Genomic DNA, 21,878 nt, shown 5'->3' with positions numbered 1-21,878 from the left:
GACGCTCCAATTGTAAGGTTTCTTTACATATATCACCTATTGCAGGCGGAGGGCGAGGAAGAAGTCCACCCTGTCCTCCAGGCGCGACAGGTCCCTTCCCGTCAGGTCCTGGATGCGCTGGATGCGGTAGCGCAGGGTGTTGACGTGGACGTGGAGCAGCTCCGAGCACTTGGTCCACGAGCCCGAGCACTGGAGGAAGGCCTCCAGGGTGCGGACCAGGTCGGCCTTGTGCACCTGGTCGTAGGAGCGCAGCGGGTCGAGCAGGCGGACCCTGAACATGTGGCGCACGTCGTCGGGCACCGAGGCCAGCAGCAGGACGTGGGTCGCCAGCTCGTCCTGCCCGACGACCGCGTCGGGCTCCGGCTTGCCCTCGGCCATGCGACGGGCGTACCTGGCCTCCTCGACCGCGCCGCGCAGCCCCTCGACCCCGGCGATCCCGCTGACGCCCACGGTCAGCCTGCCGCCCGCGAGTCCGGGCGCGAGCTCGTGCACGGCGGTGCGGACGCGCCCGGCGAGCTCCCGGTCGGCCGAAGGGACGAGCGCGATCGTCTCCTCGCCGACGACTCCGATCGCGAGCGGCGTAAGCGCGCGGGCCGTCCCCTGCGGCGGTCCCGCGCCGCTGGAGACGGCCGCGTGCAGGATCTCCTTGACGACCGCGCGCAGCTCGGCGGGGCGCAGGGCGCCGTGCGCGGCGGCCGCCAGAACGACGTAGCCCGGCGCCCCCGCCAGCCCCGTGACCTCCAGCCTGGGCAGGATGTCGCTGGGCTTGCCCTCGGTGAACACCAGGCGGACCAGCTCCTGGGCGATGCGTCCCTCGGGGCTGAGCCGGTCGTCCAGGCGGATCCGCTCCAGGGCGGCGACCGCCGCGAGCTCGCCCGCCAGCGCCTGCCGCTCCTCCGGCCAGTCGGTGAAGCAGCCCTCGACCGCGACGAACCAGTCGGCCACCCTTGAGGTGGTCTGCTCGTCCACAGGGAAGATCGAGTAGCCGTTCCTGGAGCAGGGCAGCCGCTTGACGGTGAGGAACGTCCTGGCCATGGCCATGGCCGTGTCGTGGTCCAGCGGACTGGAGCCCGCCACCAGGCGCCCCGAGGGCGTGAGGACCCAGCAGCGCATGCCCAGATCCCGCCCGATCATCTCCAGGACGGGGTCGAGCCCCGCCCCCGAGACGAGCTGGCGGTGCCGGTCGAGGACCGCGGTCACGTCAGAGGCGCGGGCCGTCGACAGGTGGCGCACGATGTGCTCGGTCACCTCGGCGAACGACAACGCCTGCGGCACGTGGAAGAGCGGCATCCGGTGCCTGCGGCAGGCGTCGACCAGGTCGGCCGGCAGATCGCCGCTGCGCGCCTCGCAGGCGCCGAGCCCCGAGGCGCCGGCCCTGGCAAGCGCCCTGACGAAGGTCTCGCTGTCGGCGGGCGCGCGCCGCCAGATCAACCCGGTGAGGACCAGCTCGCCGCCGCTGAGATAGCGCCCGGGATCGAGCAGGTCGGTGGTGACGACCCACCTGATGGGCCGCTCCAGATCGTCGTGGCCTGCCACGACCGACAGGCCCAGTTCAGGCATGTCGAGCAACGCGTTGAGCCGCATGCATTCGGAGGGTAACCGATGGGTGAACAGGACGTGCATTGGAGCATGACACGAAAAGACCAGGCCAACCCCCCTCGCACTTCGGAGTTCTTGCTGCTGGACCGGGGACATCAGCCCTGTGTGTACTCATGACATGCCCAACCTCAACGCACTCAGCGCCGACGAGGCGGAGAAGGAGCTGCTGGCCTGCTGCGCCTCCCGCGCCTTCGCCCGCGAGGTGGCCGCGCTGCGTCCGTACCAGGACCTGGCCGCGCTGACCGCCGCCGCCGACGCCGCCGTGCGCGCCCTTGCCTGGCCCGACGTCGAGGAGGCGCTCGCGGCCCACCCGAGGATCGGGGAGCGGGCCGAGGGCGCCGACCGCGAGTCCGCCTGGAGCAGGCAGGAGCAGTCGGGCGTCGAGGACCACCTGCGCCAGGCGCTGGCCGAGGGCAACCGCGCCTACGAGGAGAGGTTCGGCCACGTCTACCTCATCTGCGCCACAGGACTGTCGGGCGAGCAGATGCTCGCCCGCCTGAAGGAACGTCTGGCCAACGACCCCGGCACCGAGCGCGCGGTCGTACGCGACGAACTGGCCAAGATCACCAACCTGAGGGTGGCGAAGATATGAGCTTCTCGACACACGTGCTCGACGCGGTCACGGGACGGCCCGCCGTGGGCGTCGAGGTACGGCTGGAGCACCAGGGACAGGTCGTGGCGCAGGGCCGCACGGACGACGACGGCCGGATCAAGGGCTGGAACCCGGAAGCGGGCGTGCACCGCGTGGTGTTCGACACCGGTTCCTACCTGCGCGACACCTTCTACCCGGAGGTCGTCATCACCTTCACCGTCGCCGACCCCGCCGAGCACTACCACGTCCCCCTACTCCTCAGCCCGTTCGCCTACTCCACCTACAGAGGGAGCTAGATGTCAGTCATCCTCGGACCCAACCGGTACGGCAAGGCCGAGACCAGGCTCGTCCGTGTCGTCCGTGACGGCGAGGTCCACCATCTCAAGGACATCAACGTCAGCAGCTCCCTGTCGGGTGAGATGGAGTCGGTCCACCTGACCGGCAGCAACGCCGCCGTACTGCCGACCGACACGCAGAAGAACACCGCCTACGCCTTCGCCAAGAAGTACGGCGTCGACCAGATCGAGGACTTCGCCCTCCTGCTGGCCAGGCACTTCGTCGACTCCCAGCCGACCATCCACCACGCGAGGGTGGAGATCGAGGAGTACGGGTGGGAGCGCATCAGCGGCGGTCACTCCTTCGTGCGCAGCGGCAGGGAGGTGCGCACCTGCGTCGTGCACTACGACCGCGACGGCCGCACGAGCGTGGTCTCCGGCCTGAAGGACCTGGTGGTGCTCAACTCCACCGACTCGGAGTTCCACGGCTACATCGTCGACGAGTACACCACCCTGCAGCCGACCGGCGACAGGATCCTCGCCACCGCGGTGGCCGCCCAGTGGCGGCACGCCTCGGCCACGGGCGAGTTCGGCAAGTCCTACGCCGACGTGCGGCAGGCCCTTCTCGACGCCTTCGCGGAGACGTACAGCCTCTCGCTGCAGCAGACGCTGTACGCCATGGGCCGGCGAGTGCTGGAGACCCGCCAGGAGGTGTGCGAGATCCGCTTCGCGATGCCGAACAAGCACCACTTCCTCGTGGACCTGGCGCCGTTCGGCCTGGACAACGACAACGAGGTCTTCTACGCCGCCGACCGGCCCTACGGCCTGATCGAGGGCGGCGTCCTGCGTGAGGACGCGCCCGACGCGGCGTTCGCCTGGGAGTGAGACATGGACTTTCTGCGGCCCACGACATGGGCGGAGGCGCTGGCGGCCAAGGCCGACCAGCCGGAGGCGGTACCCATCCAGGGCGGCACCGACGTGATGGTCGAGATCAACTTCGACGTGCACAGGCCCGTGTCCCTGCTGGACCTGAACCAGGTGGCCGAGCTCCAGACGATCGAGCTCGTCGACGGCGTGTACAGGGTCGGCGCGGGCGTGCCGTACGTGCGGATCATCGAGGAGTTGCTCGGCGCGCTGCCGGGCCTCGCGCAGGCGTCGCGGACGGTCGGCTCGCCGCAGATCCGCAACCGCGGGTCGGTCGGCGGCAACCTCGGCGCCGCCTCGCCGGCGGGTGACAGCCATCCGCCTCTGCTGGCGGGCGACGCCGTGATCGAGGTGGAGTCGCGCGACGGCGGGGTCAGGCTGATCCCCGCCTCCGAGTTCTACCTCGGGGTCAAGCGCAGCGCGCTGCGCCCCGACGAGCTGATCAGGGCCTTCCACATGAAGACCGCCGAAGGGCCGCAGTACTTCTCCAAGGTCGGCACGCGCAACGCCATGGTGATCGCGGTGTGCTCGTTCGCGGTGGCGCTGCACCCGTCGGAGCGACGCGTCGGCACCGGGATCGGCTCGGCCGCCCCGACGCCCCGCAGGGCGCTGGAGGCCGAGGAGTTCATGGCGGGCGAGCTGGACTGGGACGCCCGCCTCGACCCCGCCGTGCTCAAGCGGTTCGGCGAGCTGTGCGCGGCGGCGGCCTCGCCGATCGACGACGTGCGCGGCACGGCCGACTACCGCAGGCACGCGATCGCGGTCATGGCCCGCAGGACCCTGACGTGGGCCTGGAACGACTACAGGAAAGCGAGGGCCGCGTGATGCGCGTGAACTTCACCGTCAACGGCCGCACCGAGGCCGTCGACGACGTGTGGGAGGGCGAGAGCCTGCTCTACGTGTTGCGCGAGCGGGTGGGCCTGCCGGGCTCGAAGAACGCCTGCGAGCAGGGCGAATGCGGCTCTTGCACGGTCTACCTCGACGGCACGCCCGTCTGCTCGTGCCTGGTCGCGGCAGGCCAGGTCGAAGGGCGGGAGGTCCGCACGGTCGAGGGGCTCGCCGACGGCGACAGGCTCGACCCCGTGCAGGAGGCCTTCGTCGAGTGCGGCGCCGTGCAGTGCGGCTTCTGCACGCCCGGCCTGATCGTCCAGGCGCACGACCTCATCCAGCACAACGACCGGCCGTCCGACGCGGAGATCCGCGAGGCGCTGGCCGGCAACCTGTGCAGGTGCACCGGCTACGAGAAGATCCTCGACGCCGTACGGCTGGCCGCCGCCAGGAAGGCGGCACTGCGTTGATCATCGAGAACGTCCGCATCGCGCCGGTCGTGGGCCCCGAGATCGAGTCGGGGTTCATCAGGATCGAGGGCGACACCATCGTCGAGGTCGGCAGGGGAAGGCCCGCGGCGCCGCCGGAGGGCGGCGACCATGAGCGGATCGACGGCAGCGGCTGCCTGGCCACGCCCGGCCTGGTCAACACCCACCACCACCTCTACCAGTGGGCCTCGCAGGGCCTCGCGCAGGACGCGACGCTGTTCGAGTGGCTGGTGTCGCTCTACCAGGTGTGGGCGGCGATGGACGCCGAGGTCGTGCACGGCGCGGCCACGGCGGGGCTCGGCTGGCTGGCCCTGTCCGGCTGCACGACCTCCTCCGACCACCACTACGTCTTCCCCAAGGGCCGCGGCGACCTGTTCGGCGCCGAGGTCGAGGCCGCTCGCGCGGTCGGGATCAGGTTCCATCCGGCGCGCGGATCCATGGACAGGGGCCAGTCGCAGGGCGGCCTCCCGCCGGACGTCGTGGTGGAGAAGCTCGACGAGATCCTCGACGCCACGCAGGAGGCGATCGACACCTACCACGACCCCTCCTTCTCCTCGAAGCTGCGGGTCGCGGTGGCGCCCTGCTCGCCCTTCTCCGTCAGCGCCGAGCTGATGACCGAGGCCGCCTCCCTCGCCAGGGCCGCGAACGTGCGCCTGCACACCCACCTGGCCGAGACCCTCGACGAGGACGAGCACTGCATGGAGCAGTTCGGGATGCGGCCCGTCGACTACATGGAGAAGCTCGGCTGGCTCGGCTCCGACGTGTGGTTCGCGCACGCGGTGCACCTCAGCGACGGCGACATCGAGAAGTTCGCCCGCACCGGCACGGGCTCGGCGCACTGCCCCTCGTCCAACGGCCGGCTCGGCGCGGGGATCGCCCGCGTGTCGGAGATGCTGGCCCGCGGCGCCAACGTGGGTCTCGGCGTCGACGGCAACGCCTCCTCCGAGCTGACCACGATGGCGGGCGAGATGCGGCAGGCGCTGCTGTTCCAGCGCGCCCGCTACGGCCCCACCGCGCTCACCGCCAGGCAGGCGCTGGAGACGGCCACGCTCGGCGGCGCGCGCAACCTCGGCAGGCAGGACGAACTCGGCTCGCTCGAGCGGGGCAAGCTCGCCGACATCGCGCTGTGGCGCGTGGACGGCGCGTTCGGCTCCGCCGTCACCGACCCCGTGTGCCAGCTGGTCTTCGGCACCAGGCAACCGCCGCTGGCCAGGCTGCTGGTCGGCGGGGAGACGGTCGTCGAGGACGACGAGCTGCGCACGGTGCCCCAGGACGCGGCCGGACGCGCGGGGGCCGACGCCCACCGCAGGCTGCTGCGCCTGGCGTCCGAGCAGGGATTCAGCGCAGCCAAGGAGGTTCACGCGTGACCGGCTCCCGACAGAGCACACCGCTGAGAGCACCGCACGAGATCGCCGTGCCCGGTCAGGGCGGGGTGGGCGACAGCCCGCTGCGGCCCGACGGCACGCTCAAGGTCAAAGGGGAGTTCGCCTACTCCTCCGACCTGTGGATCGACGGGATGCTGTGGGGCGCGACGCTGCGCAGCCCCCATCCCCGCGCGCGCATCGTGTCCATCGACACCTCGGCGGCCCTCGCCCACCCGGGCGTGCACGCCGTGCTCACCGAGCAGGACGTGCCGGGGCGCAAGCACTTCGGACTCGACCTCACCTGGGACCAGCCGGTCCTGGCCATCGGCGAGGTCCGCCACCAGGGCGAGCCGATCGCGCTGGTGGCCGCCGACCATCCCGAGATCGCCCGCAGGGCACTGGAGAAGATCGCGATCGAGTGGGAGGTGCTCGACCCGCTCATCGACGCCCGCAGGGCAGCCTTCGACCCCGACTATCCGCAGGTACAGGACCGGCCCAACCCCGCCAGGCACCAGCCGGTGCGGATGGGCGACGTCGAGTCGGCCAGGGCCACGGCGCAGGTCGTGGTCACCGGCTCCTTCGAGGTCGGCATCCAGGACCAGGCCTTCCTCGGGCCCGAGTCGGGGCTGGCCGTACCGGCCGACGACGGCGGGGTGGACCTCTACGTCGCCACCCAGTGGATGCACAACGACCTCAAGCAGATCGGGCCCTGTCTCGGGCTGCCCGAGTCCAAGATCCGGATGACGCTGTCGGGCGTGGGAGGGGCGTTCGGCGGTCGCGAGGACCTGTCGATGCAGATCCACGCCGCGATGCTGGCCATGCGGACGAGACGGCCCGTCAAGATGGTCTACAACAGGCACGAGTCGTTCTTCGGCCACGTGCACAGGCACCCGGCCGAGATGCGCTACGAGTACGGGGCCACCAGGGACGGCAGGATCGTCTACGCGGACGTGGAGATCCTGCTCGACGGCGGCGCCTACACCTCGGCCACGCTCAACGTCGTCGGCAACGCCGCCTCCCTGGGCGTCGGGCCCTACGACATTCCCAACGTCAAGATCGACGCGTACGGCGTCTACACCAACAACCCGCCTTGCGGCGCGATGCGCGGTTTCGGCGCGGTGCAGGCGTGCTTCGCCTACGAGTCGATGATGGACAGGCTCGCCGCCGCCTGCGGCCTCGACCCCGTCACGGTCAGGCAGCGCAACGCCGCCGGCCAGGGCACCAGGCTGGCCACCGGGCAGGTGCTGTGGGCGCCGCTGCCCATGGCCGAGATGCTGGAGCAGGCCCGCACCCTGCCGCTGCCCGCCGGCCTCGACGCCGGGGACATCAGGAACCTGCCGGGAGGCGCGTCGCAGACCACCCACGGCGAGGGCGTCGTGCGCGGCGTCGGCTACGGCGTCGGGCTGAAGAACATCTGCTTCTCCGAGGGGTACGACGACTACTCCACCGCCAGGGTCCGCCTGGAGGTCGTCGGGGGAGAGGCCACCGCGCTGGTGCACACCGCGGCGGCCGAGGTGGGACAGGGACTGGTCACCGTCGAGGCCCAGATCGCTCGCACCGAGCTGGGCATCGAGAGGGTCGTCATCCACCCCGCCGACAACCAGGTGGGCGACGCGGGATCGAGCTCCGCCTCCCGCCAGACGTACATGACGGGCGGCGCGGTCAAGGCGGCCTGCGAGGCCGTGCGCGACCGGCTGTTCGAACGGCTGGAGCACGACGACCTGTCACTCGTCGGCGGCAAGGTCGTCTCCGCGAGCGCCGGCGTGATCGCCTCCATCGAGGAGATCCTCGGCGACGAGGCCATCGAGGAGACCCGCGAGTACCACCACGAGCCGACCACCGGCATGGACAAGGCGACCGGGCAGGGCGACTCGCACACCCAGCTCGCCTTGTGCGTCCACCGCGCGGTGGTCGACGTGGACGTCGAGCTCGGCCTGGTGAAGGTCGTCGAGCTGGCGGCCGTCCAGGACGTCGGCCGGATCATCAACAGGCTCTCGCTCGAAGGCCAGATCCACGGCGGCAGCGCCCAGGGCCTCGGCCTCGCGGTGATGGAGGAGATCGTGGTGCGCGACGGCAAGGTGCGCAACCCGTCCTTCACCGACTACCTCATCCCGACCATCCAGGACATGCCGCCGATGCGGCTGGAGATCCTCGAGAACGCCGACCCGCGCGCGCCGTACGGGCTGCGCGGGGCCGGAGAGCCACCCACGCTCTCCTCCACGCCCGCGATCGTCGCGGCCATCCGCGACGCCACGGGTCTCGCACTCAACCGGGTGCCGGTCCGCCCCGAGCACATCACGCTCGGCGCAGCAGTGAGTTGATCAACAGGGGCCGCCCCGTCTGCGGCGGTCCCACAACCACACCCCCCGCGGCGCGGCCTGTCATGCCGTGCCGTAGGTCGACCATGCCCTGAGGAGGGCCCCGACCATGACCCAGCTGAAGCCCAAGCCCGTCACAGGCGACTTCTTCGAACTGGCCGCCAGGGGCACCACGGTAGGCAGAGAGGTGCGCGGCGGCATCACGACGTTCGTGGCCGTCGCCTACATCGTCCTGCTCATCCCGATCATCCTGAGCGGCGCCAAGGACGTGACCGGCGCCACGATGACGATCCCGCAGCTCACCACCGCCGTCACGCTGTCGGCGGCGCTCACCACCATCCTGATGGGCCTGGTCGGCAACGCGCCCTTCGCCCTGGCCTCCGGCCTGGGCGTGGCACCCGTCGTGGCCTTCCAGGCGGCCCCGCACATGACCTGGGCGCAGGCGATGGGCCTGGTCGTCCTGGAGGGCGTGGTCATCGTGATCCTCGCCCTCACCGGGGTCAGGCAGCTCATCATGGACGCCATCCCGACCCCCATCAAGCACGCCATCGGCGTCGGCATCGGCATGTTCATCGCCCTGATCGGGCTGGTGGACGCGGGGTTCGTCGGCAAGGGCGCGGGCACGCCCGTGACCCTCGGCGTCGGCGGTCACCTGGCCGGCTGGCCGATCGTGGTCTTCTGCGCCGGGCTCCTGCTCACCATCGCCCTGTTCGTCAGGAAGGTGCCCGGCGCGCTGCTCATCGGCATCGTCGTCGCGACGGTCTTCGCCATCGTCGTCAACGCGGCCGTACCGGGACTCAAGTGGGGCGTGGTCACCCCCGCGATGCCCTCGCAGATCATCGCCACACCCGACTTCGGGCTGCTGTTCGGCGTCGACCTGTTCGGCGGGTTCGGCTCCGCGGGCTTCCTCACCGCGACCGTCGTGCTGTTCACGCTCGTCCTGTCCGGATTCTTCGACGCGATGGGCACCATCCTCGGCGTCGGCGAGGAGGCGGGCATGGCCGACTCCCAGGGCCGCATCCAGGGCATCGGCAAGATCCTGACGATCGACGGCCTCGGCGCCGTCATCGGCGGCGGCACAGGGGCCTCGGCGAACACCGTCGTCGTCGAGTCGGCCGCCGGGGTGGGGGAGGGCGCTCGCACCGGCCTCGCCAGCCTCGTCACGGGGGCGCTGTTCGCCGCGGCCATGTTCCTCACGCCCCTGGCCGCGGTCGTGCCCGCACAGGCGGCGGCACCCGCGCTGGTGCTGGTCGGCGCCCTTATGATGACCGCGGCCCGCAAGATCGAGTGGGACTCCCTCGACCTGGCGATCCCCGCGTTCCTGACGATCGCGCTGATGCCCTTCACCTACTCCATCACCAACGGCGTAGGCGCGGGCGTCATCGCCTACACCGTCATCAAGGCCGCCCGCGGCCGCTTCGACGAGATCCACTGGCTGCTCTGGGTGATCAGCGCCATCTTCGTCGGGTACTTCGGCATCGGCTTCATCGAGAGCCTCATCGGCTGATGTTCGAACTCCTGGAGGAGCTGAAGGCCTGGGCCGCCTCGGGCAGGCCGTTCGCCGTCGCCTCCGTCGTCTCGACCACCGGCAGCGCCCCCCGCCCCGCGGGCGCGGCGCTGGCGGTGTCGGCCGACGGGGAGGCCATCGGGAGCGTGTCAGGCGGCTGCGTCGAGGGCGCGGTCTACGAACTGTGCCTGGAGGTCGCCGCCGGCGGCGTCCCCGTCCGCCAGACGTTCGGCTACAGCGATGACGACGCCTTCGCGGTCGGCCTGACCTGCGGCGGCGTCATCGAGGTGCTCGTCTGGCCGAGCCCCCGCTTCCTCGAGCCCGTACGGCAGGGCGAGCGCGTCGCGGTGGCCAGGGCGTTCGGCGATACGGCCGGCGCCGTCGTCGTGTGGCCCGACCGCCACGAAGGCGGCATGGGCGACGACGAACTCGACGCGGTCGTCGTCGCCGAGACCAGAGCCATGCTGGAGGCGGGGCTGACCGGCGTCCGCGAGGTCGGCTGCGGCGAGCGGCGCGTGGAGCTGTTCGTCGAGTCGCACACCCCGCCGCCGCGCCTGCTCATCTTCGGCGCCATCGACTTCGCCGCCGCGCTCACCAGGGCGGGCCGCCTGCTCGGCTACCACGTCACCGTGTGCGACGCCCGGCCCGTCTTCGCCACCCGCCGGCGTTTCCCCGAGGCGCACGAGGTGGTCGTGGACTGGCCGCACCGGTACCTGGCCGGGACCGAGGTCGACTCCCGCACGGTCATCGCCGTTCTCACCCACGACGCGAAGTTCGACGTGCCGCTGCTGGAGGTGGCGCTGCGGACGGGAGCGGCGTACGTGGGGGCGATGGGCTCACGCCGTACGCACAGGGACAGGATGCGGAGACTGCGCGAGCAGGGGCTGACCGAGGAGGAACTCGGCGGGCTGCGCTCGCCCATCGGCCTCGACCTCGGCGCGCGCACGCCTGAGGAGACCGCGGTGTCGATCGTGGCGGAGATCGTCGCCGCCCGGCGCGGCGGCAGCGGCGTGCCGCTGTCGCAGACGGGCGGGCCCATCCACAGGTTCACCGGCGACCGGCTGGTGGACGCCTAGCGCAGCGACCGTTCGAGGGGCGTCCTGAAGCGCGGCGTCACCGTCATCCCGTCCAGCCAGGCCCCGACGCCCGCCGCCGCGCGCTCGACGGCCTGGCGGGCGTCCGCGCCGACGTCCTCCAGCAGCCGCCACACCACCTCGCCGTCCGCCCGCTGGCCCCACCCGCCGACGACAGCGCCGTTCCACCACACGGTGGGGCCGACGTTGCCCGATCGGTCGAACAGCTCGGCTCGATGCGCCTGCGGCAGGTACCAGTCGCGCTGCTGCCAGCCCATCGGCGTCGGGTCGAGCGCCGGCAGGAAGGCCGCCCACGGCTCGGACTCGACCGCCTCGACGTCGTCCGGCAGGACGTAGCCGATCGGACCGTCCTCCAACTCGACCTCGACGGCGCCCACCGCCCCCAGCGCCTTGCGCACGTCGCCGAGCGACCAGCCGGTCCACCACTTCAGGTCGCCCTCGGTGCCGGGGCCGTAGGCCGCCAGCCACCTGCGCACCAGCTCGGCCTGCGCGTCCCGCACGGCCATCGGCGGCATCTCGGGCGCAGGCGCCCACCGATGCTGCCCGCTGATCCACGAGCCCGAGGGCCTGCCCTGCCGGACGATCAGGCCCTCGGCCGCCATCAGGAACAGCAGCCTGGTACCCACCCCCTGCCTGGCCTCGTACGGCTTGCCCGCCGCGTAGACGAGCTGCTCGCGCAGCTCCGGAACGACAGTTCCCAGCGTGGCCGCCGTCGCCTCGCCGTGCTCGCGCAGCGCCTCCAGCACCTTGGCCTCGACCCGAGAGATCCACTCACCGTCGAAGCCGCCGCCCTCCTCGAAGTGCCGGGTGAGCAGCCTGCGCTCCCTCACCGCGACGGCGAGGGTGCTGGAGTGGTGGACGACCGGAGCGAGGCCGCGCGGCACCACGAAGATCGTGCGCCGCATGCCGGTCATCCTGACCAGCGTCCTGTCCTCGTACAGGGCCCGCTCCACGGGCTCGGGGCCCTTCACGCCCGCCCGCGCCGCCGCCGACAGGAACACCGTGGCGGGGTCGGTGCCGTGCAGCGCCACCACGGCCTGCGCCGCCTCCTCGACGCTGCCGCCCCGCTCGGCCAGCAGGTGCCTGACGCCGAGGCGGGCGCGGCGCTGTGCGGTACTCATGCGCATGCTCGGAGCATAGAGGTTGGACCAACGCACAATCCGGGCGCGTTCCCCGCCCCGCAGCTTCGGACGTCCTGCCGGTAGACCCGGCGGAGGGCGGGTGTGTCTACTGGTTGGCACACCAGGTACCGCGCTGCCGACGGCAGAACTACGGGCCTCTCCCCACGAGAGGAGCCTGCGATGGCCCTGATGTTCCTCAACGGCGGCGCGATGCGAGGCGGGCCGCTGCACCACCTCCTCGACGGCGCGCCGCTCGTCGCACAGACCGAGACGGCGCCCAAGTACCGGTTCTACTCGGTCGGCGGGCGCTGCCCCGCGCTGGTGCCCGTCGCGCACGGCGGCGCCGCCATCGCGGGCGAGCTGTACGACGTGGACATGGACGTCCTGCGGGACCGCCTGCTGCCGGCCGAGCCGCCCGAGCTGGAGCTCGGGGTGATCGAGCTGGCCGACGGCGGCTCGTCGCTGGCGATGCTGCTGCGCAAGCCGGTCACCTCGCACGTGCCGCTCATCGACATCACCTCGCAAGGAAGGTGGGTTTCGTGAGGTTCGACGTCAACTGCTCGATCCTGTTCACCCAGCTCCCACTGCTCGAACGCCCTGCCGCCGCCAAGGCCGCAGGCTTCGACGCGGTGGAGTTCTGGTGGCCCTTCGACAAGGCCGTGCCCGGCGACAGGGAGGTGGACGCCTTCATCGACGCGATCAGGAACGCGGGCGTGCGGCTCGTCGGCCTGAACTTCGTCGACGACATCCCCGAAGGCGGACGCGGCCTCGTGGGACGCCCTGGCGACGTGGCGAGGTTCAGGGACAACATCGACGTCGCGGTAGGAATCGCCGGACGGCTCGGCTGCCTGGCGCTCAACGCCCTGTACGGCAACAACGGCGAGAGCGAACCGGCGCTGGAGAACCTCGCGCTGGCCGCCCGCAAGGCCGCGGCCGTCGACGCCGTCGTGCTCGTCGAGGCGCTCAACGTCTACGAGTCGCCGTCCTACCCGCTGGTCTCCGTCAAGGCCGCCACCGACGTGATCGAGGCGGTCGGGCAGCCGAACGTGCGCTTCCTGTGCGACCTCTACCACCTGGCGCGCATGGGCGAGGACCTGCCCTCCGCGCTCGCGCACCCGCTGACGGGACACGTGCAGATCGCCGACAACCCCGGCCGCGGCCGCCCAGGCACCGGATCCCTGCCCCTGGCCGAGCTGCTCGACGGCTACGAGGGCTGGGTCGGCCTGGAGTACAAGGACCCCGACCTCGACTTCGGGTGGGTCTCGAAGTGGTCGGCCCCCACACACGAACAGGAGCTCGTCACGTGAGGATTGGATTCATCGGGCTCGGGATCATGGGGTTGCCCATGGCCGAGCACCTGGTCAAGGCGGGACACGAGGTCGTGGGCTACGACGTCGTGCCGCGGCCGTTCCCGACCGCGGCGAGCATCGCCGAGGCGGTCAGGGAGGCGGAGGTCGTCATCACGATGCTCCCCGCCGACCCGCAGGTCGAGGCCGTGTTCCCCGAGATCGCCGCGAACGCCCCGCAGGACGCGCTCTACATCGACTTCTCCACCATCACGCCGCAAACCTCGCGCAAGCTGGCCGAGCAGTGGAAGCGCACGCTCGACGCCCCCGTCTCCGGCGGCGAGAAGGGCGCGGTCGACGGCGTCCTTTCCATCATGGTCGGCGGAGCGGAGAGCGACTTCGAGGCGGCCAGGCCGATCTTCGAGGCCGTGGGCAAGACCTTCAGGCTCGTCGGCGGCCCTGGCGCGGGACAGTTCGTCAAGGCCGCCAACCAGCTCGTCGTCGGCGGCACCTACGCGCTGGTCGCCGAGGCCATCGTGCTGATGGAGGCGGCAGGCGTCGACGCCGCCGCCGGGCTCGACGTGCTCGCGGGAGGGCTGGCCGCCAGCCGCATCCTCGACCTCAAGCGCGAATCGATGCTGGCCCGCAGCTTCCAGCCGGGCTTCCGCATCGACCTGCACCACAAGGACATGGGCATCATCCTCGACGCCGCTCGCACCGCCGAGGTCGCGCTACCCATGTCCGCGCTCACCGCGCAGCTCATCGCGGCCGCCCGCGCGCAGGGGCACGGCTCGCTCGACCATTCCGCCCTGCTCCTGGTGATCGAAAGGCTCAGCCGATGAAGATGCCCGCGATGAACGCGGTCGTGGAGGTCCTCAAGTCCGAGGGCGTCGACGTCGCCTTCGGCTGCCCGGGCGCGGCGATCCTGCCGCTGTACAAGGCGATGGAGGAGCTCGGCGGCATCGAGCACCTCGTCGTCAGGCACGAGGAGGGCGCCACCCACATGGCCGACGGCTGGGCCCGCACGAACGGCCGCGTCGGCGTGGCCATCGGCACCTCGGGCCCGGCCGGCACCAACATGATCACCGGTCTCTACACGGCGTTCGCCGACTCCATCCCGATCGTCTGCATCACCGGGCAGGCCGCCTCCACCAAGCTGCATCAGGAGGCCTTCCAGGCGGTGGACATCGTCGCCATCGCCACGCCCGTCACCAAGTGGGCCGTGCAGATCAAGGAGGCGGGACAGGCGCCGTGGATCTTCCGCGAGGCCTTCCGCGTCGCCCGCTCGGGCCGTCCGGGCCCCGTGCTGATCGACATCCCCGTCGACGTGGCCCGCCAGCTCATCGAGTACGACCCCGCCATCGACGCGCCGCTGCCCGTCGCCGCCGTCGAGCCGCACCTGCCCCGCGTCGAGAAGGCGCTGGACCTGCTGCTGGCCGCCGAGCGCCCGCTGCTGCTGTCGGGCGGCGGCGTCATCGGCGCCGACGCCTCCGCCGAACTGGTGGAGCTGGCCGAGCTGCTGCAGGTGCCCGTGCAGGTCACACTCATGGGCAAGGGTTCCATCCCCGACGACCACCCGCTGCACAGCGGGATGACCGGCATCCAGACCTCCCAGAGGTACGGCAACGCCTCCTTCCTCGAATCGGACCTCGTGCTCGCCCTCGGCTCCCGCTTCGGCGACCGCCACACCGGCACGCTCGACGTCTACAGGGGCGAGCGCACGTTCATCCACGTCGACATCGAGCCGACCCAGCTCGGCAGGGTCTTCGAGCCCGACCTCGGCATCGTCTCCGACACCCGGCTGTTCCTGCGGGCGATGATCGACCTGGCGAAGGCGCGAGGGGTCAGCCGTGCGCCAGGACCGTGGGTCGAGCGTGTGCGGGAGCTGCGCAGGACGCTCACCAGGCGCGAGGACTTCGACGACATCCCCGTCAAGGCACCCCGCGTCTACAAGGAGATCAACGACTTCTTCGACGAGGACACCTACTTCGTCACCGCCATCGGGCTCTACCAGATCTGGGGCGGTCAGCACCAGAAGGCCTTCAAGCCGCGCCGCTACCAGGTGTGCGGGCAGGCCGGGCCGCTCGGCTGGGAGATCCCCGCGGCGATCGGCGTCAAGAAGGCGGCCCCGGACGCGCAGGTGGTCGGGGTGGTCGGCGACTACGGCTTCCAGTACCTGGTGGAGGAGCTCGCCGTCGCGGCGCAGTACGACGTGCCGTTCGTGCTCGTCATGCTGAACAACGAGTATCTCGGCCTGATCAGGCAGGCGTCGCTGCCGTACGAGATGAACTACCAGGTGGACATCCACTTCGACGAGTACGGCACCGACAACGTCAAGATCATGGAGGCGTACGGCTGCTCGGGTGTGCGCGTCTTCGACCCCGCGGAGATCCGCTCCTCGCTGGAGTGGGCGACCAAGGAGGCCACGCGCACGTCGCGGCCGGTGCTCGTGGAGGTCATGATCGAGCGGGAGGCCAACACCCCGCACGGGCTGTCCATCGACGCGGTGCGCGAGTTCGAGCCGCTTCCCGCCGAAGTGTGATGATGGGTCATCGCAGGCACGCCCTCCTGCCCGCTCGCACCGGGCAGGAAGGCGTGCCAGCCCATTCTTCATCATCGGCCTGGGAGTGTCGCAGTGGTTGAGCATGTTCTTGTCGCCCCTGACAAGTTCAAGGGGTCGCTGACGGCGGCCGAGGTCGCCGCCAGGGTGTCGGCAGGGCTGGGCGTCCCCACCGTCGAGCTGCCGGTCGCCGACGGCGGCGACGGCACCGTCGACGCCGCCGTGGCCTGCGGTTTCACCCGCGTGACCCTGAACGTGACGGGGCCGACGGGCACGCAGGTCCCGGCCTCCTACGCCTGGCTCCCCACCGCTGCCGCCCACGCCGACGCCGATCCCTATCCCGTCGCCGTCATCGAGCTGGCCGAGGCCTCGGGGCTGCGCAAACTCCCCGGTGACGCCGAGCCGCTGACGGCCACGAGCAGGGGCACCGGCGAGCTCGTCGCCGACGCGGTACGGCGCGGCGCCCGCAGGATCGTGCTCGGGCTCGGCGGCAGCGCCTCCACCGACGGAGGAGCGGGGATGGTCCAGGCGCTGGGCGCACGCCTGCTCGACGCCGAGGGTGACGAGCTGGCCAGGGGCGGGGCGGCGCTGCGGGACCTGGCCAAGATTGACATTTCTGGATTTATCGACATTTCTGGGGTGGAGTTCGTCGTCGCCAGCGACGTCGACAACCCCCTGCTCGGCCCGCACGGCGCCGCCGCCGTCTACGGCCCGCAGAAGGGCGCCACCCCCGACGAGGTCGTCCTGCTCGAAGGCGCGCTCGGCCGGCTGGCCGCCGTCGCCACCCAGACGCACGGCCTGCTCGGCGCGGTCGAGCACGACGGCACCCCCCGCCCGATGGGCGTGGCGGGGGCGCCGGGCGCCGGCGCGGCCGGAGGGGTGGGCTTCGCCGCGCTCGCCTTCCTGCACGCCGAGATCCGCCCTGGCATCGAGTACCTGCTCGAGCTCCTCGGCTTCGACGACCAGGTCCAGGGCGCGCGGCTGGTCATCACCGGCGAGGGCTCGCTCGACGAGCAGTCGCTGCGCGGCAAGGCCCCCGTCGGCGTCGCCCAGGCCGCGGCGAAGGCGGGCGTTCCCGTGATCGCCGTCTGCGGTCGCCGTACGCTCACCGACGAGGCGCTCCGGGCGACCGGCATCGAGGCGGCCTACGCGCTCACCGACATCGAGCCCGACCCCGCCCGCTGCATGGCCGAGGCGGGTCCCCTCCTCGAACGTCTGGCCGCCCGCGTCGCCGCCGACAGGCTGAGCTGATGCGCACCCCTTCGAGGAAAGGCAGGAGATGAGCGAATACGAGCTGGTCGTCCGATCCCGCGTGGCGGTCACGCCCGAGGGCGAGCGCCCCGCGGCCGTGGCGGTGCGCGAGGGGAAGATCGCGGCCGTGCACGCCTACGACGCCGCCCTCGACGCGGGGCAGGACGTCGACCTCGGCGACCTGGCTCTGCTGCCCGGCCTGGTCGACACCCACGTGCACGTCAACGAGCCGGGCCGTACCCACTGGGAGGGGTTCGCCTCCGCCACACGCGCGGCCGCCGCGGGCGGGGTGACGACGATCGTCGACATGCCGCTCAACTCGTTGCCGCCCACCGTGACCGCCGCCGCGCTCACCGCGAAGCAGGAGGCCGCCGCCGGCCAGTGTTACGTGGACGTCGGCTTCTGGGGCGGCGCGATCCCCGGCAACCTCGACGACCTGCGCCCCCTGCACGAGCGGGGCGTCTACGGCTTCAAGTGCTTCCTCTCACCGTCCGGGGTGGAGGAGTTCCCTCCGCTGACCCCCGACGAGGTACGGCAGGCGCTCAAGGTCATCGCCGAGTTCGACGGGCTCATGGTCGTCCACGCGGAGGACCCGTCACTGCTGCTGGAGCCCGCGGGGCCGACCTACCCCGAGTTCCTGGACTCGCGGCCGGGCGCCTCGGAGCGGCGCGCGGTCGAGCAGGCGATCGAGCTGTCCAGGCAGACCGGCGTCCGCGTCCACATCCTGCACGTCTCCAGCGCCGACTGCCTGGAGCCGCTGGCGGCGGCCCGTCGTGGCGGCGTGCGCGTCTCGGCGGAGACCTGCCCGCACTACCTCACGCTCACCGCCGAGCAGGTGCCCGACGGCGACACCGCCTTCAAGTGCTGCCCGCCCATCCGCTCTGCCGAGAACCGTGACCGACTCTGGGCGGGGCTCGCCGACGGCGTGCTGAGCTGCGTCGTGTCCGACCACTCGCCGTCCACCGCCGACCTCAAGCTGCCCGACTTCGCGGCCGCGTGGGGCGGCATCGCCTCGCTCCAGCTCGGCCTGCCGGCGATCTGGACCGAGGCCGCGACCCGCGGGCACGGCCTGGCCGACGTGGTGCGCTGGATGTCGGCCAATCCCGCCGCGCTGGCGGGCATCCGCGGCAAGGGCGGGCTCGTCCCGGGCGCCGACGCCGACCTGGTCGCCTTCGACCCCGCCGCCGACCTGCCCGTCGACGCCGCCGCCCTCCATCACAAGAACCCCGTCACGCCGTACCACGGACGCACGCTCAAGGGCGCCGTCCGCACCACGTGGCTGCGCGGCGTCCCCGTGGACGTCACCGCGCCGCCCCGTGGCGTCTTCCTCTGACCCGCCACCAGCCCTCTGACCCGCCATCGAGACCGACCAGGAGAGAGCGAACCGCATGCCCGACTTCACCACCCTTCCCGACCTGGCCCTGCGCACCGTCGGCGGCTCGGTCGTGGCCGCCAACGACGAGTCGTTCGCCGAGAAGGAGAGCCTCATCAGGCCCGGCCGTCCCGGTTTCAAGGCCGAGACGTTCGGCAACAAGGGCCAGGTGTACGACGGGTGGGAGACCCGCCGCCGTCGTGAGCCCGGCCACGACTGGGCGATCGTGCGCCTGGGCATGCCCGGCGTGATCCGCGGCGTGGTGATCGACACGGCGTGGTTCAAGGGCAACTACCCGCCCCACGCCTCCGTCGAGGCCTGCGCGATGGACGGCTATCCGAGCCCCGCCGAGCTGGCCGCGGCCGACTGGGTTCAGATCGTCCCCAAGGTCGATCTGAAGGGCGACGCCGAGCACGCCTTCGAGGTGTCGGACGAGCACCGCTACACCCATGTCAGGCTCAACATGTTCCCCGACGGCGGCATCGCCCGTCTGCGTGTGCACGGAGAGGTCCGCCCCGACCTGTCGGTGTACGAGGGGCTGGGGCTCGACCTGGCGGCGCTGGCCAACGGCGCGGTCGTCACCGCCTGCTCCAACGAGTTCTACTCCGCGCCCAACAACGTCCTGGCTCCTGGCCTGGCCAGGCACCAGGCGGAGGGGTGGGAGACCGCCCGCAGGCGCGACGAGGGCAACGACTGGCTCGTCATCCGCCTCGCGACGCTCGGCGTGATCAGGCTGGTCGAGATCGACACCACCAACCTGCTGTTCAACGCGCCGGGCGCGGTGTCGCTGAAGGGCAGCGTGGACGGCGAGACGTGGTTCGAGCTGCTGCCCACGACCCGGCTGCAGCCCGACACCCCGCACCGCTTCCGGCTGGAGGACGCGCCCGCTGCGGCGTACGTGCGGGTCGACATCTACCCCGACGGCGGCCTGGCCCGCGTCCGCCTCCTCGGCACACCGGCCTAGCGCGGAGGCGCGGGCCCGCATCCGGCCCCAGGGCGCAGGCCCGCGTCCGGCCTCCAGGGTGGCGGGCGGGTCAGCGATGGGCGGCGAGGACGAGCGTCCAGTAGTCGCCCGCGGGGGCGTAGCCCACGCCGATGTGGGTGAGGTCGCAGTTCATGATGTTCGCGTTGTCGCTCGGGTGGTCCAGCCAGGACTTCACCACGTCGGCGGGGGTGGGCAGACCCCTGGCGATGTTCTCGCCCCAGGGGCCGAGCGGGGAGAATCCCGCCTCCTCCATGCGGTTGGCGGCACCGCGATCGTCAGGAGAGGCGTGGCTGAAGTAGTTCTTGGCCGACATGTCCGCCGCGTGCCTCATCGCGGCGAAGCGCAGCCGCGTGTCGGGAGCGAGCGGCCTGCACCCCCCGGCGGCACGCGCCTCGTTGGTCAGCCTGACGACCTCGTTCTCCATCCCCACGGCGTCGAGCGAGCCGATGTCGTACAGGGTCCGCCAGCGGCCGCATTCGCCGACGGACTCGCCGTCGGGGTCGTACTGGCACACCCGAACCCGCACCCCCTTCACACCCTGCACCTCGAAACCGTCGGCAGCGGGCGTGGAGCCGCCGCAGTGGCGGGCCTGGTGGACCTCGCTCCATCGGGCGTTGCCCTTGAGTGCCTGGAACACCACGTACGCGCACTCGCCGCCTGCCTCGGCGGAGGTGCCGTCCAGATCGTAGAGGGAGAAGGTGACCTGCGCGGTGGTGTCGTCGCCGTTCGAGGTCCTGATGGAGAGCGTGCCGCGAGCCCTGGCGAGGGAGTTCCCCGACTGGGCGGGCCCCCAGGGCACGGCGCGGTCGGCCACGCTCGTGCCGGGTGGGACGGCGGTCGAGGCACCGGCGGTGGCGGGTGCCGTCGGCGCCAGCACCCCGATGACCGCGACCGCGACCAGTCCTGGCGCGCACTTCCTGGTCATGATGTCTCCAGCAGCCCCCTCGCTCCGGCCTCCCCGCCGGACCTCGGGCCGGGAGAGCAGAGCCAACCTGTGCCGCTTTTGGTCATCGTACAACGCGCGGTACAAGTCCTAGCAGGTCACAGGCATGAGGCTCGGATCACGCGACGTGGCGGGGGCGGCGTCTCAAGGGCTGAGCCTGGCCCGGTGGTGCGGCGGCAGGTCGAGCCTGCGCAGCGACAGCAGGGACTCGCCGGGCCGCCACGCGACCACGAAGGAGGCGTAGTCGAACTCGGCGGGCATGACCTTGCCTGTGGTGACGAAGTCGCCCGCCAGGACCAGCCGGCCGTCGCGGGTCCACGCCATCGAGGTCGACTTGATCGACGCGGGCACCGGCATCGAGGGCAACCGCGTCCACGTCCGCGTGCCCAGGTCCAGCACCTGCACGTCGAGGTACTGGCGGGGCCCTGGCCAGGCGGGGTCGGCGAACCAGAGCGCGATCCGCCGCCCGTCAGGGCTCACCTCGGCCGTGGAGGGGGTGCCCTCGGTGTCAGGAGCCGGCAGCGGCGTGCGCCGGGCGGCCTCCGGCTCGACCAGCGCCGGGTCAGGCTGCGAGCCTTTCGAGACCAGGACGAGGTCGCGGGTGACGGCGTGCACCCTCTGCTCGGCGAAGACCTCCTGGCCCGTGGCCCTGTCGAGCAGCAGGGCGCGCTCCTGCTCGGCGAACGACAGCAGTCCCTGTGGGGTGTCCTGGGCGGGGGCCCGCGAGCAGGCGACCCGCAGTGCCCTGCCTCGCTCGCGGCCGCGGAAGTCGAGCGGGCGCAGGCGGCACTCGTCGGCCCTGACCCGTTGGAGCGTCCACACGCCCTTGCCGTCGGCGGCGGCGAACGCGAAGAGCGCCGTACCGCCGAGCGGGCGGGCCCGGTCGCCGGTCAGCAGGAACAGGCGGCCTCCGGCGTCGGCGTCGTCCGGGGTGGACATGACGAGCTCGCGCGAGCCCGCGGTGAAGGCCCAGGTCCGCTCGCCGTACGGCAGGCCGCGCACGCGGGTGCGGACGCGCGAGTCCACGTCGAGCCTGAAGACCTCGCCCTCGCCGGTGACCAGCAGGCGCAGCCCGCTGCCCGGCTCCAGCGGACGCCCCGAGACGGGCGGCATGGGGTCGCCGGGACCGTGGCGGGCGGTCTCCGCCGCCGCGCCGCGGCCGGGAACCGCCTCCTGGGTGGGCTGCGCGGCCTGGGTGGCCTGGGTGTTCTGGTTGGCCTGCGTGCTCTGAGCGGCCTGTGTGCCCTGAGCGGCCTGGGTGGAAGTACCGGAGCGCGGGGCGGTCGCGGAGGTGCCGCCCGCCGGGGTGCACCCCGCGACGGCGGCCAGAAGGGCGACCAGGGCGGCGGGCAGGGCCGCAGTGAGTCTCAC

General features: G+C 71.8%; 20 protein-coding genes. 16 read left to right on the top strand and 4 right to left on the bottom strand.

Translation table 11 applies throughout. The features are described 5' to 3' along the window. Positions 1–36 precede the first annotated feature (36 nt). The gene (locus ACFSKW_RS41120; protein ID WP_379579469.1) at positions 37–1,584 is read right to left on the bottom strand and encodes a PucR family transcriptional regulator; all 1,548 of its coding nucleotides are present in this window, start codon (positions 1,582–1,584) and stop codon (positions 37–39) included. A gap of 133 nt (positions 1,585–1,717) precedes the next feature. Here ACFSKW_RS41120 and uraD point away from each other — a divergent pair, with 133 nt between their 5' ends. From uraD to ACFSKW_RS41075, 9 genes are all read left to right on the top strand, one after another. Next, positions 1,718–2,191 (top strand): 2-oxo-4-hydroxy-4-carboxy-5-ureidoimidazoline decarboxylase, encoded by a 474-nt coding sequence (gene uraD, locus ACFSKW_RS41115; RefSeq protein WP_379579467.1) that lies wholly within the window; start codon positions 1,718–1,720, stop codon positions 2,189–2,191. Next, positions 2,188–2,487, top strand: a complete 300-nt coding sequence (gene uraH, locus ACFSKW_RS41110) for a hydroxyisourate hydrolase (protein WP_379579465.1) — start codon at positions 2,188–2,190, stop codon at positions 2,485–2,487. The genes uraD and uraH overlap by 4 nt, the downstream gene beginning before the upstream one ends. Beyond that, positions 2,488–3,351, top strand: coding sequence for a factor-independent urate hydroxylase (pucL, locus tag ACFSKW_RS41105; protein ID WP_379579463.1), 864 nt, complete (start codon positions 2,488–2,490; stop codon positions 3,349–3,351). A gap of 3 nt (positions 3,352–3,354) precedes the next feature. Further along, positions 3,355–4,215 carry an FAD binding domain-containing protein gene (locus ACFSKW_RS41100; RefSeq protein WP_379579461.1) on the top strand — a complete coding sequence of 287 codons (861 nt, stop codon included), beginning with the start codon at positions 3,355–3,357 and terminating at the stop codon, positions 4,213–4,215. After that, positions 4,215–4,688 carry a (2Fe-2S)-binding protein gene (locus ACFSKW_RS41095; protein ID WP_379580259.1) on the top strand — a complete coding sequence of 158 codons (474 nt, stop codon included), beginning with the start codon at positions 4,215–4,217 and terminating at the stop codon, positions 4,686–4,688. The genes ACFSKW_RS41100 and ACFSKW_RS41095 overlap by 1 nt, the downstream gene beginning before the upstream one ends. A gap of 2 nt (positions 4,689–4,690) precedes the next feature. Further along, on the top strand, positions 4,691–6,073 hold the full coding sequence (locus ACFSKW_RS41090; protein WP_379580257.1) for an 8-oxoguanine deaminase: 1,383 nt from the start codon (positions 4,691–4,693) through the stop codon (positions 6,071–6,073). After that, positions 6,070–8,391 carry a xanthine dehydrogenase family protein molybdopterin-binding subunit gene (locus ACFSKW_RS41085; protein ID WP_379579459.1) on the top strand — a complete coding sequence of 774 codons (2,322 nt, stop codon included), beginning with the start codon at positions 6,070–6,072 and terminating at the stop codon, positions 8,389–8,391. Before ACFSKW_RS41090 ends, ACFSKW_RS41085 begins: the two co-directional genes overlap by 4 nt. 106 nt (positions 8,392–8,497) lie before the next feature. Beyond that, on the top strand, positions 8,498–9,895 hold the full coding sequence (locus ACFSKW_RS41080) for an NCS2 family permease (RefSeq protein ID WP_379579457.1): 1,398 nt from the start codon (positions 8,498–8,500) through the stop codon (positions 9,893–9,895). Continuing rightward, complete coding sequence (locus tag ACFSKW_RS41075; protein ID WP_379579455.1) at positions 9,895–10,971, top strand: XdhC family protein; 1,077 nt, start codon at positions 9,895–9,897, stop codon at positions 10,969–10,971. The genes ACFSKW_RS41080 and ACFSKW_RS41075 overlap by 1 nt, the downstream gene beginning before the upstream one ends. On the opposite strand, the gene ACFSKW_RS41070 is transcribed toward ACFSKW_RS41075, so the two are convergent. Next, entirely contained in the window at positions 10,968–12,116 is a 1,149-nt protein-coding gene (locus ACFSKW_RS41070; protein WP_379579453.1) for a winged helix DNA-binding domain-containing protein, read from the bottom strand. The two genes, ACFSKW_RS41075 and ACFSKW_RS41070, sit on opposite strands and share 4 nt — an antisense overlap. A gap of 174 nt (positions 12,117–12,290) precedes the next feature. Here ACFSKW_RS41070 and ACFSKW_RS41065 point away from each other — a divergent pair, with 174 nt between their 5' ends. The 7 genes from ACFSKW_RS41065 to alc all read left to right on the top strand — a co-directional run bounded on the left by ACFSKW_RS41065 (position 12,291) and on the right by alc (position 19,543). Next, on the top strand, positions 12,291–12,653 hold the full coding sequence (locus ACFSKW_RS41065; protein WP_358123664.1) for an allophanate hydrolase-related protein: 363 nt from the start codon (positions 12,291–12,293) through the stop codon (positions 12,651–12,653). Then, positions 12,650–13,417: a TIM barrel protein gene (locus ACFSKW_RS41060; protein WP_379579450.1), complete on the top strand. Its 768-nt coding sequence runs from the start codon at positions 12,650–12,652 to the stop codon at positions 13,415–13,417. The genes ACFSKW_RS41065 and ACFSKW_RS41060 overlap by 4 nt, the downstream gene beginning before the upstream one ends. After that, the gene (locus ACFSKW_RS41055) at positions 13,414–14,238 is read left to right on the top strand and encodes an NAD(P)-dependent oxidoreductase (RefSeq protein WP_379579449.1); all 825 of its coding nucleotides are present in this window, start codon (positions 13,414–13,416) and stop codon (positions 14,236–14,238) included. Before ACFSKW_RS41060 ends, ACFSKW_RS41055 begins: the two co-directional genes overlap by 4 nt. A gap of 2 nt (positions 14,239–14,240) precedes the next feature. Then, positions 14,241–15,938 carry a glyoxylate carboligase gene (gene gcl / locus ACFSKW_RS41050; protein WP_379580255.1) on the top strand — a complete coding sequence of 566 codons (1,698 nt, stop codon included), beginning with the start codon at positions 14,241–14,243 and terminating at the stop codon, positions 15,936–15,938. A 93-nt stretch (positions 15,939–16,031) separates the two neighbouring features. Continuing rightward, positions 16,032–17,207: a glycerate kinase gene (locus ACFSKW_RS41045; RefSeq protein WP_379579447.1), complete on the top strand. Its 1,176-nt coding sequence runs from the start codon at positions 16,032–16,034 to the stop codon at positions 17,205–17,207. A 28-nt stretch (positions 17,208–17,235) separates the two neighbouring features. Next, positions 17,236–18,540 carry an allantoinase AllB gene (gene allB, locus ACFSKW_RS41040; RefSeq protein ID WP_379579445.1) on the top strand — a complete coding sequence of 435 codons (1,305 nt, stop codon included), beginning with the start codon at positions 17,236–17,238 and terminating at the stop codon, positions 18,538–18,540. A gap of 55 nt (positions 18,541–18,595) precedes the next feature. Beyond that, a complete protein-coding gene (gene alc / locus ACFSKW_RS41035) occupies positions 18,596–19,543 on the top strand; it encodes an allantoicase (RefSeq protein ID WP_379579443.1) in 948 nt (315 codons plus the stop codon). 70 nt (positions 19,544–19,613) lie between these two features. On the opposite strand, the gene ACFSKW_RS41030 is transcribed toward alc, so the two are convergent. Continuing rightward, positions 19,614–20,489, bottom strand: a complete 876-nt coding sequence (locus tag ACFSKW_RS41030) for a CAP domain-containing protein (protein WP_379579441.1) — start codon at positions 20,487–20,489, stop codon at positions 19,614–19,616. A 162-nt stretch (positions 20,490–20,651) separates the two neighbouring features. Then, positions 20,652–21,878, bottom strand: coding sequence for a hypothetical protein (locus ACFSKW_RS41025; RefSeq protein ID WP_379579439.1), 1,227 nt, complete (start codon positions 21,876–21,878; stop codon positions 20,652–20,654).

The sequence above is a fragment of the Nonomuraea mangrovi genome (assembly GCF_042681425.1).
Classification (GTDB): domain Bacteria; phylum Actinomycetota; class Actinomycetes; order Streptosporangiales; family Streptosporangiaceae; genus Nonomuraea; species Nonomuraea mangrovi.
This window is presented reverse-complemented; position numbering and strand designations above follow the sequence as displayed.

Coding starts and splice junctions, on each gene's coding strand:
- ACFSKW_RS41120 (WP_379579469.1), bottom strand. CDS start 1,584: ATGCGGCTCAACGCGTTGCTCGACATGCCTGAACTGGGCCTGTCGGTC.
- uraD (WP_379579467.1), top strand. CDS start 1,718: ATGCCCAACCTCAACGCACTCAGCGCCGACGAGGCGGAGAAGGAGCTG.
- uraH (WP_379579465.1), top strand. CDS start 2,188: ATGAGCTTCTCGACACACGTGCTCGACGCGGTCACGGGACGGCCCGCC.
- pucL (WP_379579463.1), top strand. CDS start 2,488: ATGTCAGTCATCCTCGGACCCAACCGGTACGGCAAGGCCGAGACCAGG.
- ACFSKW_RS41100 (WP_379579461.1), top strand. CDS start 3,355: ATGGACTTTCTGCGGCCCACGACATGGGCGGAGGCGCTGGCGGCCAAG.
- ACFSKW_RS41095 (WP_379580259.1), top strand. CDS start 4,215: ATGCGCGTGAACTTCACCGTCAACGGCCGCACCGAGGCCGTCGACGAC.
- ACFSKW_RS41080 (WP_379579457.1), top strand. CDS start 8,498: ATGACCCAGCTGAAGCCCAAGCCCGTCACAGGCGACTTCTTCGAACTG.
- ACFSKW_RS41075 (WP_379579455.1), top strand. CDS start 9,895: ATGTTCGAACTCCTGGAGGAGCTGAAGGCCTGGGCCGCCTCGGGCAGG.
- ACFSKW_RS41070 (WP_379579453.1), bottom strand. CDS start 12,116: ATGCGCATGAGTACCGCACAGCGCCGCGCCCGCCTCGGCGTCAGGCAC.
- ACFSKW_RS41065 (WP_358123664.1), top strand. CDS start 12,291: ATGGCCCTGATGTTCCTCAACGGCGGCGCGATGCGAGGCGGGCCGCTG.
- gcl (WP_379580255.1), top strand. CDS start 14,241: ATGCCCGCGATGAACGCGGTCGTGGAGGTCCTCAAGTCCGAGGGCGTC.
- allB (WP_379579445.1), top strand. CDS start 17,236: ATGAGCGAATACGAGCTGGTCGTCCGATCCCGCGTGGCGGTCACGCCC.
- alc (WP_379579443.1), top strand. CDS start 18,596: ATGCCCGACTTCACCACCCTTCCCGACCTGGCCCTGCGCACCGTCGGC.
- ACFSKW_RS41030 (WP_379579441.1), bottom strand. CDS start 20,489: ATGACCAGGAAGTGCGCGCCAGGACTGGTCGCGGTCGCGGTCATCGGG.